Source organism: Streptomyces sp. ISL-66, from assembly GCF_018614135.1.
Taxonomy (GTDB): Bacteria; Actinomycetota; Actinomycetes; order Streptomycetales; family Streptomycetaceae; genus Streptomyces.
Genome location: NZ_JAGGOW010000008.1, coordinates 1 through 12,374 on the forward strand (window position 1 = coordinate 1; position 12,374 = coordinate 12,374).

The window sequence follows — 12,374 nt, forward strand, 5'->3', positions numbered from 1 at the left end:
GCTCGGGGTCACCCGCGCCACCGCCGGGGCCGTCGCCGCCGAGCTGGAGGCGCTCGGCCTGATCCGCGTCGACTCCCGCCCCGGCGGGGCCGGCGGCGCGCAGGGCCGTCCCTCGCACCGGCTCTCCGTGGACGAGAACGGGCCGGTGGCGCTGGCCGCGCAGGTGCACTCGGACGGGTTCCGCGCCGCCCTGGTCGGCCTCGGCGGCCGGATCGTGGCCACCGCCCCCGGAAGGGTCCCCGTCTCCGCCGACCCGGCGCAGGTGCTCGGCGCGGTCGTCGAAGCCGGCGCCGCGCTGCTCGCGCAGACCGGCCGGCGCTGCATCGGCGCGGGCCTGGCGGTGCCCTCGGCGGTCGCGGAGCCGGAGGGCACGGCGCTGAACCCGCTGCACCTGGCCTGGCCGGCCGGCTCTCCCGTACGGGACGTCTTCGCCGCGTGCGTGAAGGCCGCCGGCATCGACGGCCCTGCGCTGACCGGCAACGACGTCAACCTCGCCGCACTCGCCGAGCACCGGCACGGCGCCGGCCGCGGCGCCCAGCACCTGCTGTGCGTGGCCACCGGACACCGCGGGGTCGGCGGGGCGCTCGTCCTGGACGGCCGCCTGCACAGCGGGAGTTCGGGCCTGGCCCTGGAAGTCGGCCACCTCACCGTGAATCCGGAGGGGCGCGCCTGCTACTGCGGAAGCCGCGGCTGCCTCGACGTCGAGGCGGACCCCTTGGCCTTCCTCACCACCGCCGGGCGCACGCCCGGACCGGAGGTGTCGCTGCTCCAACAGGCCCGGGACCTGCTGCGCGAGGAGTACGCCGATCCAGGCGTGCGAGCGGCCACGGAAGAGCTCATCGACAGGCTCGGCCTCGGCCTCGCGGGCCTGGTGAACATCCTGAACCCGGACCGGATCATCCTCGGCGGCCTCCACCGGGAGCTGCTCCACGCCGACCCCGAGCGGCTGCGCGCGGTGGTCGCGGACCGCAGCCTGTGGGGGCGCAGCGGAGGCGTGCCGATCCTGCCCTGCACGCTCGACCACAACAGCCTGGTCGGAGCCGCCGAGCTGGCGTGGCAGCCGGTACTGGACGACCCCCTCGGGGCCCTGGGGGCGGCGGCCTGACGGCCTGACGCGCCCCTCCCGGGGGACCCGGCGGCCGGAGCCCTACCCGGGCCGGGCACCGACCGAGGCCGCCACCGGCCGGCCGGCGGAGACGGGTTCGGCGGGAACGGCGGTGAGCGGGGCCTGTGCAGGGCTCCGTACCGGCTTGGTCTTGCCCAGGAGCACCGGATGGTGCGGGGCGGCCGGGCCCGGTGCGGCGCGCAGGGAGAACCACACGACCTTGCCCGGACCGTCGGGCCGGTGCCGTGCCCCCCACGCCTCGCTGAGGGCCTCCACGAGCGCGAGGCCGCGCCCGGAGGTCTCCAGCGCGTCGGCCGGGTCGGGCCGGTCGGTTCCGGCGGCTTCGGTGGCAGCTGCGGCCTCCGCGGCGACCGCGACCCCCACCGCCCCCGCGGACGCCCGGAGGACCGGGAGGCGCGGATCGCTGTCGTAGACGGACACGGTCAGCCGGCCGAGGCGGAGCTCGATCTCGACCGTGCAGGTCTTGTCCGGCTGCGCGTGGCGGTGGACGTTGCTGAGCAGTTCGGTCACGCCGAGCGCGGCCCGGTCTATGAGCGGATCGAGCTGCCAGTGGCGCAGTTGCGCTGAAACGATGCGGCGGATCTGTCCGATCCGCAAGGGCAGGGCCTGCAGTTCGACGACGCAGTGCCTGCGGGAATGTCTGATCACGGCTGCGACTCCCCGATATCAGTGTTACGGGTGCTGCACCCTCGGTGACGCCTCCCCAGGGTCACCCACTGTGGGCCGGTGTGCAACCGAACGCGATCGAAAGGGATCCATATGGATACCCAAAGTGACCGTTTGTGCAGGTGAGGAGGGTACATTGCGAATGCGGAGCGAAGAGACGCGCACCCGCGGAAAACGCGGGACCTCGGGAAGTACGAAGGAGCACGGCGCATGAGCAGCACCGGTAGGACTGCCACGACCATCGACGTCGATCGCAGCGACGCGGACTACCGGGCCTGGCTGAAGGAAGCCGTCCGCAAGGTCCAGGCCGATGCCAACCGCTCCGCCGACACCCACCTGCTGCGCTTCCCGCTTCCCGAGGCCTGGGGCATCGACCTGTACCTCAAGGACGAGTCCACCCACCCCACGGGCTCCCTCAAGCACCGCCTCGCCCGTTCCCTGTTCCTCTACGCCCTCTGCAACGGCTGGATCCGGCCCGGCCGCCCCGTCATCGAGGCCTCGTCCGGATCCACCGCCGTCTCGGAGGCGTACTTCGCCAAGCTGATCGGCGTCCCGTTCATCGCGGTCATGCCGCGTACGACGAGCCCCGAGAAGTGCCGGCTCATCGAGTTCCACGGCGGCGAATGCCACTTCGTCGACGACTCGATGAAGATGTACGAGGAGTCGGCCGAGCTCGCGGCGCGGACCGGCGGGCACTACATGGACCAGTTCACGTACGCGGAGCGCGCGACCGACTGGCGTGGCAACAACAACATCGCAGAATCGATTTACCAGCAGCTGCGCCTGGAGCGTTACCCCGAGCCCGCATGGGTCGTGGCCACGGCGGGTACCGGCGGCACCTCCGCGACCATCGCGCGCTACGTGCACTACATGCAGCACGACACCCGCATCTGCGTCCCGGACCCGGAGAACTCCTGCTTCTTCGACGGCTGGACGAGCAACGACCCGCACGCGACCAGCGACTGCGGATCGCGCATCGAGGGCATCGGCCGGCCCCGCATGGAGCCGAGCTTCGTGCCCGGCGCCATCGACCGGATGATGAGGGTCCCGGACGCGGCGAGCGTCGCCGCGTGCCGCGCGCTGGAGGCGGCGATCGGCCGCAAGGCGGGCGGTTCCACCGGTACGGGCGTCTGGAGCGCGCTGAAGATCATCTCGGAGATGGTGGCGGAGGGCCGCACGGGCAGCGTCGTCACCCTGCTCTGCGACTCCGGCGACCGCTACCTGGACAAGTACTACTCCGACGAGTGGCTCGCGGCCCAGGGCCTCGACATCGCCCCGTACACGAAGACGCTCGAGAACCTCCTGGCGACCGGGGAGTGGCGCGAGCCCGTCGCCTGACCGTTCGCTGCGGCCGCCGGGCCGGACGGTTCCTACTGATCCGCTCCGCGCCGGGCCACCAGCCGCCGGGCCACCAGCCGCCGGTCCAACTCGCGGACCGCGGAGCGGAAGGAGTAGCCCAGGCCCGGGCGGGCGGCGGCGAGGGCGAACCGGACAGGGGCCGGGCCGTCCGCCGCGAAGGTCCACCGGACGTGGGTGCCGGAGCCGGAGGGGGTGAGCCGCCATTCCTCCAGCAGGGCCCGGACGCCGGGGGCGTTGGTCTCGTCGACCCGGTACGCGTAGCGCTGCTCCGGATCCGCCGCCATGATCGTCTCCTGGAAGCGGACCCCGCCCACCAGCTTGATCTCGCGCCCGGCGCCGCCGTGCGCGGGCCGGGCCAGGGTGACGGCCCTGAACCACCGCGGCCAGTCCTCGACCTCCTCGGCCAGCGCCCGGTACACGGCCTCGGGGGAGGCCGTGGCCCTCGCGCTGAAGACCAGGCGTATCGGGGCGTTCTCGGTGAAGTCCAGCCCCACGGGGCGGAGTCGGCGAGCCATGTCGGTACTCCCTGGGTTCGGTCGAAGGTCGGCGGCATCCGGCCGCGGCGTGCGGCATGGACGGGCTGCCGGACGGGCTGCCGGACGGGCTGCCACCCTAGCTGGCGGACCGTCAGATGTCCGCCGCGCGGTGGCGAACCCGTTTCGCGGACCCCTCCCCGGCCGGGACAATGCGGTGCATGCTTATCAGAGCAGCGCGCATCGACGAACTGCCCCTCCTCCAGGACATCGAGAGGGCCGCCGGGGAGTGCTTCCGGGCCATCGGCATGCCGGAGATCGCCGACGACGAACCGCTCCCGCTGGAGGAACTCCTCGGCTACCGGCGGGCCGGACTGGCCTGGGTCGCGGCCGACGGGACGGGAAGCCCCGTCGGATACCTCATCGCCGACCGGGTCGACGGAAACCTCCACGTCGAGCAGGTGTCGGTGCACCCGGACAGCGCGCGCCGCCGCGTCGGGCGGTCCCTGCTGGAGCACCTGGCAGAGCGGGCCGGGGCGGAGGGCGCCCCCGCACTGACCCTCACCACCTTCACCGACGTCCCGTGGAACGCCCCGTACTACGCCCGTTGCGGCTTCCGGACCCTGGAGGAGGGCTGCCTCGGGCCCGGGCTGCGCGACATCCGCGACCGGGAAGCCGTACACGGCCTCGACCGCTGGCCCCGGGTGTGCATGCGCCGCGACCTGTGACGGCGGGCGGCCGGCCCGGCCCCGGCCAGCCGCCGACTCCCGGCGGCCGATCGCCGACTCCCGGCGGCTGGCCGCCGGCCCCGGTGGTCGGGAGCCCGCGGCCGGCAACGCCCGGTCAGGTCACCGGCGTCGGAGCCACCGGCACCACGGCGGCCGCCGGCAGGTCCGGCAGGTCCGGCAGGTCCTCCGGAAACAGCAGGGTGAGATCGTCCGTACTCGGCTCCGGCAGCTGCGCCACCCGCCCCGCGTGCCGCTCGACCATCGACTCGAAGGTCTGGCGGGCGGTGCGGCCGTTGCCGAAGGCCGCCCCCTTCGGAAGGTCGGTGAAGTACGTCAGCAGCGCATCGGCGGTCTTCTCGCCGAGGCGGTACTCGTGCTCCTCCGTCTGCTGTTCCACGATCCGCAACAGCTCCTCGGGCCCGTAGTCCCCGAAGGTGATGGTCCGGGAGAAGCGCGAGGCCACTCCCGGGTTGACGGTCAGGAAGCGGTCCATCTCCGCCGTGTACCCGGCGACGATCACCACCACCGCGTCCCGGTGGTCCTCCATCAGCTTCACCAGCGTGTCGATCGCCTCGCGCCCGAAGTCGCGGCCCGAGTCCTCGGGCGCCAGCGCGTACGCCTCGTCGATGAACAGCACCCCGCCCCGCGCCCGCTCGAAGGCCTCCTGGGTGCGGATCGCCGTGGAACCGATGTGCTCGCCGACCAGGTCCACCCGGGACACCTCCACCAGGTGCCCGCGCTCGAGCACCCCGAGGGAGGCCAGGATCTCCCCGTAGAGCCGGGCCACGGTGGTCTTTCCCGTACCGGGGGAGCCGGTGAAGACCAGGTGGCGGCGGACCGAGGCCGCCTTCAGGCCCGCCTGCTGCCGCCGCCGGCCCACCTCGATCATGTCGGTGAGCGCGCGGACCTCGCGCTTGACGCTGTCCAGCCCCACCAGTGCGTCGAGTTGGCCGAGCACCGCGCCCGAGTCGCGCCCCGCCGCCGACCCGTCGACGGCCGGGTCCGCCTCGTCCCCCGGCCGCTGAGCCGGTACCGGACCGGCCGCCGACCGCGCCGCCACGGGACTCTGCCGGGCCGCGACCGTACGGATCCCCGCGCGCTCCCCGGCCGCCACCGCGCCCGAGGCCGAGTGGGCGGCGAGCCGCGGCCCCGACTCGTCGCTCGTGCAGTCCTCGGCGACCGGGCCGTCTTCCGCGAACTCGTAACCCCCGCGCGCGCTGCGCTCGGTGTGGCAGCGGTTCAGCGTGGTGCGGCAGCCGTCGAGGACGTGGAAACCGAAGCCGGCGCTGCCCGTGACCCGGCACGCCGTGAAGGTGCCGCGGCCCGCGGCCGACACGTAGAACCCGGCCTCCGCGGGAGAAGTGACCGTGCACCGCTCCAGCACGGGATCGGCGCCCTTGGTCACGATCACGCCGGTCTGGACGGAGTCGATCGAGCAGTTGGCGAGCGTGCCGCCGCTGCCGTGGTCGCGGAACCAGGCGCCGGTCGCCGCTTCGCGGATCCGGCAGTCGTCCAGCTGGGCCGTCGCCCCGTCGCTCACCGAGACCGCGGTGTTGCGGACCTGGGAGAGATCGCTGTCCACGACGTCCACGCGCGAACCCCGGTCCAGCACGAACAGCGCGTCCGGCACGTCGTGCACCCGGCAGGAGTCCAGGGAGGCGCTGGCGCCGTCACTGATCCAGACGGCGGGATAGTCGCCCGTGCTGTCGTAGATCTCGCAGGCGTCGGCGACGACCCGGGTGCCCGGATCCCACACCGACAGACCGTTGCGCCCGAAGCGGCGCACGGTCGTGCGGCTGAGCGTCAGCACCGACCGGGAGCGCAGGTCCACCGCGTTCTCCGGGATGTCGTGGATGTCGCAGCCGGCGAGGGTGAGCACGGCGTCCGTGTCGAGGGTGACCCCGTCGGCCGAAGTGCGGTGGACCGCGCAGTCGGTGAGCACCGCGGTGGCGCGCGCCGCGATCTGCACCCCGGCACCCTTGATCTCGTACACCTCGCAGCCCAGGGCCTCCAGGCCCGAGCCCTCGCCGGTCACCCCGATGCCCGCGCCCGTGGCGTGGTGGATCCGGCACCGCTCCAGCCGGGGACGGCCGCCTCCGCGCACCGAGACCCCGGCCTGTCCGGCGGCCACGACCTCGCACTCCTCGAACACCCCGCCGCCGCCGTCCAGTACGGCGATCCCGACCCCGGCCGGATTCTCCACCGTGCACCGGCGGACCAGCGGACGCGCACCGGCGCCGCGGACCTCGATGCCGGCCGCCGACCGGGTGCTGACGCGGAGGTCGGTGAGCTCGGGGGAGCCGTCCTCGACGAGCAGCGCGGGCGCCGCCCGGTCCTGGCCCTCCAGGTACAGGTCCTGGACGACGGCCGAGGCGCGGATGGTGAGCGCGACCCCGTCGAGCGGAGCGATCCGCACCGAACCCAGGGCGCCCTCCGGCCCGCGCAGGGTCACGGCGTGGTGGAGCACCAGGTTCTCCCGGTAGGTGCCGGGAGCGATGGACAGGACGTCTCCGTCGCCCGCCACGGCCAGCGCGGCGGTCAGCGTCGCGTATTCACCGGAGCGGCGCCGCCACCGCGAAGTACTGCCGTGCGTCACCTGGACCGTGCCCTGAGCCATGGTGCTGTCGTGCCCCCACCCTCGTGTTCGCGTGTTCACGTGCGCGTGTGATCACGTCGTCGATCCCCCGTGCCCGCGCGCCGGCTTGCCGTGTGCCCGCGCCGGCGAAGGGACCGCCGTGGCCGCAGCGACGGCTGCGGCCGCTCCACCGTAGCGCGCGCGGGGCCGGTGAGTTGCCAGGTCAGCTGCCCGCCCCCGCGCGACCCCAGTCGGGCCCCGCCGCGGCCCATGCGCGGTCCAGCCGCATGTACCGCCGATGCATGAGCCTTCGTACGACCAGGCGGCGGACCGTCTCCCCCAGCGCGGCGATGCCGAAGGCGGCCGCCAGGCCCGCCAACCCCGCGTGGACGCTCGCGGCGGACGGGTCGAGGGGCTGCCCGACCAGTCGTCCGTGCGTGTCCGTCCATATGCGGAACCGGTCGCCGGGGCGCGGCGGTTCCTCCGCGGCGGGCACCGTGCCCTGGTGGCTGCTGCCGTCCGGCGCGGTCCACGACGCGACGATTTTCGAACGCTGCGGGGTCTGCCGCTGCGCCGCCGGATCGGCGTCCGCGCCCACGACGGGATCCGGCGTCGGCCGGACCACCACCGCCGGTACGAGGTACCGCTCCTGCCGCTGTTCGCGCGCGGCCCGCTGGAGCGTGCCGTCCACCCGCAGGCCGGCGGCGCAGCCGATGGCCGGAGCCACCACCAGGACGCACACCAGCGCGGCGAACGCCACCCATGCCTCGAAGAGGTCCGTCCGCCGGCGCAGCGGATTGCGCCGCCAGCGCCACACACCCAAAACTGTCCGCACGGTCCGGCTCCCCCAACTTGTGCCAGTCTCCGTCTGCCTGCCGCACCAGCCTCCCGCATGCCCCGGTGACGCGCATTTCGGGACCGGGGAGACCTGTGTCACCCGATCCGGTGCACGCCCGGTGGATGGCCGGTGCACGTCTGGTGCGGGTCATGGGCGAAGCCGAGCCTGGCACCCTCCCTTCGTGCCCGCCTCGCGCCTTCCTCGCACGTCTCGAATGATCCAACGGGCAGGTCGGGCCGGTTGGTTCCATGGATGCGGCAGAGCCCCCCGAACGTGTCGTTCCGCCGTCCGTTCCGTCCCTCCGCCGATGGCGCGGGCCCGCCCTCACTCCAGGACGCGGACCTCGTCGCCGACGCGGATCGTTCCCAGCCGCACCGGTACCAGCTGCCGCCCGAAGACCAGCGACTTCCCGGTCCGCCGGTGCTTGCCCAGGGTCATCAGCGGCTCCTTGCCCCGCTCGGCCGTGGCCTGGTCGGTGGTCGTCACGACGCAGCGTCCGCATTCGCGCGCCCCGCGGAACTCGGCTTCGCCGATCGCGATGCGCCGCCAGCCGTCCTCGGCCCATGCCTCGGCCCCCGACACCACGACGTTGGGGCGGAACCGGTTCATCGGGAGGGGGCCCTCGCCCGGGTGGTCCCCCTGGGCGATCAGCGAGTTGAGCGCGTCGAGCGACGCGAGGGTGGCGATCAGCAGCGGATAGCCGTCGGCGAGGCTCACGGTCTCGCCGGGCAGCGCGTAGTCGGGATCGATCTGCCGGCGCACGGCCGGGTCGTCCATGTGCACCATGCGCGCCGGAACTCCGAGGTACGCGCTGAACCAGTCGGCCGCGGCACGCGCCGCGACGACGGTCTCGATCTTCTGCCCGAACAGCTCCACCGGCTCCAGCGGACCCGGCTGCGGTACGTCCACCGTCAGGTCCGCCATGCCCGGCGCCGACAGTGCGACCCCGCCGCCCCCCAGCGGACGGGCGCTCGCCAAGGCCAGCCTCGGTTGCCGGCGTTGGGTGATGACCGTGCCCTCGCTGTCCACCACCGCCCAGCGGCGGTCGGCGGCCAGACCCCAAGGCTCCACGGCCACCTCGTCGGGAGCTGTCCCCGCTACCGATTTGACGGGATGGACGTGGAGCGCTTGGACGTGCAATTTCGACATGGGGGCATCCTGCCAGCCGCCCCCGGGACCTCCGCGACGACCTCGACGGAACGGGCCGGGCTAGTAGCCCCGGCCCTGCTGCTGGTACGGACGCCCGTACGGATCCTCGTACGTGGCGGCCTGGACGGGAGCGGGCTGCCCCTGCATCGGCCGCGGCGCCGCCGGACGCATGGCGTCGTAGCCGGTGCCCGTGGCGACGGGTCGGGGCTGCTGCGGCTGGGGCTGCGGCACGTATCCGCCGCGGGCCGCGAACTGCTGCTGCGGGATGTACGGGGCGGGCGCCTGCTGGAGCGGCATCGGCTGCTGCATCTGCTGGTACGCCGGCTGCTGCGGGGCGGCCTGCTGTTGGTACTGGTACCCGTACGACGGGACGTGCTGGTGCTGCTGCGACATGGCGGGCGGCAGCGCGGCCGGCAGTGCGGGCAGCGAGGACGCGAGGGCCGGGAGGTACCCACCGCTCGAGTAGCCGGAACTCGGGGAGTCGTAGGCGGCCGGAACACGGATCGGAGCGATCTGGGGGGTGCCGCGTTCGGCGACGAGGGAGTCGTAGATAGGGGTGTCCGGGAAGGAGGGCGCGGAGTAGTAACCGCCGCCATAAGTGGAGCGGGGGGAGGTCATGGACCTAAGTTAAGCCCACGACTTCACCGGGTCCATAGCGAGGGCCTCCGAACACCGCCCTGACCTGCATATTCCCAGGTCAGGGCCGCAGCTTTCACTTCCCGATCACGTGCACGATTCGCCACATCCGCCCCGTCTTGCTCCTACTCGTACTCGCCGGTTGGGTGGTGCACCGGTGTGCGGGCGCCGGTCTGTTGGCGGTGGACCGGGACCTTACCGGCTTCGTGCTGACGGAGCGTCACGACGTGGTGGCTCGGATGCCATGGTTTCGGGTGGGGAAGACCGGTTTCAGGCGTCACTGGGGCGGGCATAGGTACGGCCCTTCCATGACGCGCCGCGTCCGCGGTAGTGCTGCACGGCCGAGTCGACGGTCATCAGGAGGTAGAGCAGCGCGGTGAACGGAAGAAGCGGAGCGAGCGCGAGCGGCTGGCGGTAGTAGCGCAACATCGGCGCGTAGGTGCCGGCCATCAGCAGCCACGCCAGCCCGCCCGCCCAGGCGACGGCGGGCCGGCCGGTGGCCAGGCCGCCGAGGAGGGCGACCGGCGGCACGAGGTAGACGAGGGCCAGCCCGGCCACCGTCCCGGCCAGCAGCGCCGGCTGGTGGCGGAGTTGGGCGTACGCGCTGCGCGAGACCATCCGCCACAGGTCGCCGAGCGAGTCGTACGGGCGCACGCTGTCGACCCGCTCCGCGAGGCCGAGCCAGATCCGCCCGCCGGTGCGCTGGACGGCGCGGGCGAGCGAGACGTCGTCGATGACGGCCTGTCGGATCGAGTCGGGCACCCCGGCCCGTACGGCCGCCCCGGTGCGCAGCAGGACGCAGCCGCCGGCGGCTGCCGCGGTGCGGGCGGCGGGGTGGTTGATCCAGCGGAAGGGGTAGAGCTGGGCGAAGAAGTACACGAAGGCCGGCACGATCAGCCGCTCCCACGCGCTGACGGTGCGCAACCGGGCCATCTGGGAGACGAGGTCGAGGTCGGCCGCCGTCGCCGCGGCGACCAGCTCGCGCAGGCTGTCGGGCTCGTGGGCGATGTCGGCGTCGGTGAGGAGGAGGTAGGCGGGGGCGGTCCGGCCGTCCCGGACGCCCTCGGTGGTGCTGCCCGGTGGCGTGAGGACGTGGGCGATGCCGTGGCGCAGGGCCCAGAGCTTGCCGGTCCAGCCCGGATCGGGATCGCCGGGGGAGACGACGGTGAGGGGGAGTCCGGGCTGCGCGTCGGCGAGCCGGCGGGCGAGGGCGGCGGTGCCGTCCGTACTCCCGTCGTCGATCAGGACGACCTCGGCTTCGCCGGGATAGTCCTGCGCGAGCAGCGAGGGCAGGCTCTTCGGGAGGACCGCGGCCTCGTCCCGGGCGGGGACGATGATCGCGACGGACGGCCAGTGGGCGGGCGCGTGCCGGGGAGGCAGGCGGGTGTCCGTCCGCCAGAACATGCCCTGCCCGAGGGTGAGCCAGAGCCAGACGGCGAGCGAGACGCAAGCGGCGATGAGGAGGGGACCCATCCTGGCAGTGTGCCGCGCCGGGCGGGCTGCGGCGGGGCGGGACACCGGTCCCGGTGTCGCGGCCTTGACGGTTTCCCGGGGGAGGCCCCGCGGTGACGGGGGCCGGGTCCGGGGCCGGGGCTGCGTCCGTGGCGGGGTCGCGCCCGCGCCCGGGGCCGGGACTGCGCCCGGGGCCGGGACTGCGTCCAGGTCCGCGTCCGGGGCCCGACCCCGAGCCGGGGCCCGAGCCTGAGTCGGGGCCCGAGCCTGAGCCGGGGCCCGAGCCAGGTCCCGACCCCGAGCCGGGGCCGGAGCCCGAGCCGGGGCCGGAGCCCGAGCCGGGGCCCCGGAGCCCGAGCCGGGGCCCGAGCCGGGGCCCGAGCGGGGGCCCGAGCCGGAGCCCAAGCCCGAGCCGGGGCCCGAGCCGAAGCCGGAGCCGGAGCCGGAGCCCGAGCCCGAGCCAGGTCCCGACCCCGACCCCGATCCGACGGCCCCAGCCCGAGCCCAGCCCGAGCCCGGGCAGGGCCTGCCGTGTCCGGGGCCGGGGGCGGGCATCGATTAGGGTGACCAAGTGAAGATCGCCCTCATGGACTCCGGTATCGGCCTCCTCGCGGCGGCCGCCGCGGTGCGGCGGCTGCGGCCGGACGCCGAGCTGGTGCTGTCGTGCGACCCCGACGGGATGCCCTGGGGTCCACGGACCCCGCAAGACCTCACCGGGCGGGCGCTCGACGTCGCACGCGCCGCCGCCGAGCACCGCCCGGACGCGCTGATCGTCGCCTGCAACACCGCCTCCGTACACGCCCTGCCCGCGCTGCGCGCCGAGCTGGAACCGCTGATCCCGGTCATCGGGACCGTGCCGGCGATCAAGCCCGCGGCGGTCGCCGGGGGGCGGGTGGCGATCTGGGCCACCCCCGCCACCACGGGCAGTCCCTATCAGCGCGGACTCATCCGGGACTTCGCCGACGGGGCGCGCGTCACCGAGGTGCCGTGCCCCGGTCTGGCCGACGCCGTCGAGGCCGCCGACGATGCCGCCGTCGTACGGGCCATCGCCGCGGCCGCCGCGCTGACCCCGGCCGACGTCACCGACGTGGTCCTCGGCTGCACGCACTACGAACTGGTCGAAGCCCCCATCCGGGCCGCCCTCGCCGAACGCACCGGTGGCGCGCCGTTCGTCTTCCACGGCTCAGCCGAGGCCGTCGCGGTACAGGCCCTGCGCCGGATCGGCGCCCGGCCGGAGCCCGGCCTGCCGAGCACCGGCAGTCTGACCGTCCTGCTCAGCGGCCGCCCGGGCGGGCTTCCCGGAGCCGCGCTCGGGTACGCCGAAGGCCGCCTGCTGGCCGGTAGGAGCGCTGCCGTCCGGGGGTGACCCCGA

11 protein-coding genes are annotated in these 12,374 nt (G+C 74.2%); 4 read left to right on the plus strand and 7 right to left on the minus strand.

Features of this window, described 5'->3' with window-relative positions; all coding sequences use genetic code 11:
* A partial coding sequence (locus J7E97_RS01870) for an ROK family protein (RefSeq protein ID WP_215021512.1) occupies positions 1-1,105 on the plus strand: 1,105 nt, incomplete at its 5' end.
* A gap of 42 nt (positions 1,106-1,147) precedes the next feature.
* On the opposite strand, the gene J7E97_RS01875 is transcribed toward J7E97_RS01870, so the two are convergent.
* Entirely contained in the window at positions 1,148-1,774 is a 627-nt protein-coding gene (locus J7E97_RS01875; RefSeq protein ID WP_215021513.1) for an ATP-binding protein, read from the minus strand.
* A gap of 228 nt (positions 1,775-2,002) precedes the next feature.
* Between J7E97_RS01875 and J7E97_RS01880 the strand changes: the two genes are divergently transcribed.
* Entirely contained in the window at positions 2,003-3,130 is a 1,128-nt protein-coding gene (locus J7E97_RS01880; protein WP_215021514.1) for a PLP-dependent cysteine synthase family protein, read from the plus strand.
* 32 nt (positions 3,131-3,162) lie between these two features.
* Here J7E97_RS01880 and J7E97_RS01885 read toward each other — a convergent pair whose 3' ends face one another.
* A complete protein-coding gene (locus tag J7E97_RS01885; protein WP_215021515.1) occupies positions 3,163-3,666 on the minus strand; it encodes an SRPBCC family protein in 504 nt (167 codons plus the stop codon).
* A gap of 179 nt (positions 3,667-3,845) precedes the next feature.
* Between J7E97_RS01885 and J7E97_RS01890 the strand changes: the two genes are divergently transcribed.
* On the plus strand, positions 3,846-4,352 hold the full coding sequence (locus tag J7E97_RS01890; RefSeq protein WP_215021516.1) for a GNAT family N-acetyltransferase: 507 nt from the start codon (positions 3,846-3,848) through the stop codon (positions 4,350-4,352).
* Between the two features lie 115 nt (positions 4,353-4,467).
* On the opposite strand, the gene J7E97_RS01895 is transcribed toward J7E97_RS01890, so the two are convergent.
* From J7E97_RS01895 to J7E97_RS01915, 5 genes are all read right to left on the minus strand, one after another.
* The gene (locus J7E97_RS01895; protein WP_215021517.1) at positions 4,468-6,969 is read right to left on the minus strand and encodes a right-handed parallel beta-helix repeat-containing protein; all 2,502 of its coding nucleotides are present in this window, start codon (positions 6,967-6,969) and stop codon (positions 4,468-4,470) included.
* A 181-nt stretch (positions 6,970-7,150) separates the two neighbouring features.
* Positions 7,151-7,762, minus strand: coding sequence for a hypothetical protein (locus J7E97_RS01900; RefSeq protein WP_215021518.1), 612 nt, complete (start codon positions 7,760-7,762; stop codon positions 7,151-7,153).
* A 327-nt stretch (positions 7,763-8,089) separates the two neighbouring features.
* On the minus strand, positions 8,090-8,914 hold the full coding sequence (locus J7E97_RS01905) for an MOSC domain-containing protein (RefSeq protein ID WP_215021519.1): 825 nt from the start codon (positions 8,912-8,914) through the stop codon (positions 8,090-8,092).
* Between the two features lie 60 nt (positions 8,915-8,974).
* Positions 8,975-9,532: a DUF6643 family protein gene (locus J7E97_RS01910; RefSeq protein ID WP_215021520.1), complete on the minus strand. Its 558-nt coding sequence runs from the start codon at positions 9,530-9,532 to the stop codon at positions 8,975-8,977.
* A 288-nt stretch (positions 9,533-9,820) separates the two neighbouring features.
* The gene (locus J7E97_RS01915; protein WP_215021521.1) at positions 9,821-11,023 is read right to left on the minus strand and encodes a glycosyltransferase; all 1,203 of its coding nucleotides are present in this window, start codon (positions 11,021-11,023) and stop codon (positions 9,821-9,823) included.
* A 550-nt stretch (positions 11,024-11,573) separates the two neighbouring features.
* Between J7E97_RS01915 and J7E97_RS01920 the strand changes: the two genes are divergently transcribed.
* Positions 11,574-12,368 carry a glutamate racemase gene (locus J7E97_RS01920; protein ID WP_215021522.1) on the plus strand — a complete coding sequence of 265 codons (795 nt, stop codon included), beginning with the start codon at positions 11,574-11,576 and terminating at the stop codon, positions 12,366-12,368.
* The last annotated feature ends 6 nt before the right edge of the window (positions 12,369-12,374 follow it).